This is a genomic window from Streptomyces sp. NPDC007162 (assembly GCF_040634175.1).
In the GTDB taxonomy this organism is placed as follows: domain Bacteria; phylum Actinomycetota; class Actinomycetes; order Streptomycetales; family Streptomycetaceae; genus Streptomyces.
This window is the reverse complement of record NZ_JBEYFC010001024.1, coordinates 1-1,271: the sequence shown is the minus strand read 5'-3', so window position 1 is coordinate 1,271 and position 1,271 is coordinate 1. Positions and strand designations below refer to the sequence as shown.

Here is a 1,271-nt window from a genome sequence, read left to right as displayed (position 1 = left end):
AACGCTGAACCCGGCCGGGGTGGCGGTCACGCGGTTCCCGGAGACACCAGTACCAGAGACCACCGAGGCGCCGGCCGAGCCGGTGCCGTGAACCTTGGCGGCGGGCGCACCGGACGGCTTGCCGTGAGCCGTGGCGGTGGGCTGGGGGGTGGCGGTCGCAGCGCTGGCCACTCCCCCCGCCGTCGCGATGGCTGTGGCGGTGGCCGCGATGAGCATGATCGGGCGGATACGCATGAATCAGTGTCCTTTCCTGCGGGCGTCCGGTTGATGCCCGCACCCCTGTACGCCCCTCGGTGCCCGTGCGGTCGCACCCCGGACACGTGGTCCATGTCACAGAACGTGGGCGCGACCTGGGGACGGCGCTCGTGCGTACAGGCTTGAGCGGCGCGAGGCTCCGCCCGGGGGCACGGCTCCACCGCCGTGGTCGAGGAGTGCTTCCCGGCGAACCGCCTGTGATGGGAGCCGATCGACAGCACCAGGAGAGAAGCCGTTGATGACGCCACAGGAGTTCGACGCGTTCTACGCAGCGTCCTTCTCCCGCCTGACCGGGCAGCTCTACGCGATGACCAGCGACTGGTCCGAAGCACAGGACGTGGTCCAGGAGGCCTTCATCCGCGCGTGGGACCGAAGGCGCACGTTCGACCCCGACGATGCCCCGGAAGCCTGGATCCGGACCACCGCCCGGCGGCTGGCCATCTCACGTTGGCGACGTCTGGCCCGGGGTCTGCATCTGGCCGGACGCCACCACCATGAACCCCGCACCGTCGAGCCGCCCACTGAGGAGTACTTGATGCTGGTCATCGCGCTCCGCGACCTGCCCGAGGCGCAGCGCAGCGCCATGGTCCTGCACCACATGTGCGACCTTTCCATCGAGCAGGTCGCGGCCGAGACCGGCGCCAGCGTCAGTGCCGTCAAGAGCCGCCTCGCCCGCGGGCGGACCGCGCTGGCGGCCCGGCTCGGCGACCAGCCCCCGACCAGCGAGGAAGGACGACTCCATGTCTGACCCCCTCCACGACACCCTGGGCGACCGGCTGCGGCTGCTCGGCACGCAGATGCTGGCACCGACCCTGCCCGCCGCGGAGATCCGCCGACGCGCCGACCGGCGCCGCCACCGCCGGCACGCCCTGGGCGCGACCGCGGCCTGCACCGCGGCAGCCCTGTGCCTGGCTCTCCCGTCCGTGCTGCACTCACCCGGCCCACGGCACGGAGCAGCCCCCACGGACACCTCCTCCGTGTCAGCTTCCCCCCGCCCCCCGGCCGGGTTCAGCGTC

1 protein-coding gene and 2 pseudogenes are annotated in these 1,271 nt (G+C 72.4%); 2 read left to right on the top strand and 1 reads right to left on the bottom strand.

The annotated features are described in order from the left end of the window. A pseudogene (locus tag ABZ646_RS46850) lies at positions 1-234 on the bottom strand (hypothetical protein); the annotation flags it as partial. A gap of 259 nt (positions 235-493) precedes the next feature. On the opposite strand from ABZ646_RS46850, the gene ABZ646_RS46845 reads away from it, so the two are divergent. Then, positions 494-1,003: a SigE family RNA polymerase sigma factor gene (locus tag ABZ646_RS46845; protein ID WP_351881773.1), complete on the top strand. Its 510-nt coding sequence runs from the start codon at positions 494-496 to the stop codon at positions 1,001-1,003. Next, positions 996-1,271, top strand: a pseudogene (locus ABZ646_RS46840) (hypothetical protein); the annotation flags it as partial. The gene ABZ646_RS46845 and the pseudogene ABZ646_RS46840, both read left to right, overlap by 8 nt.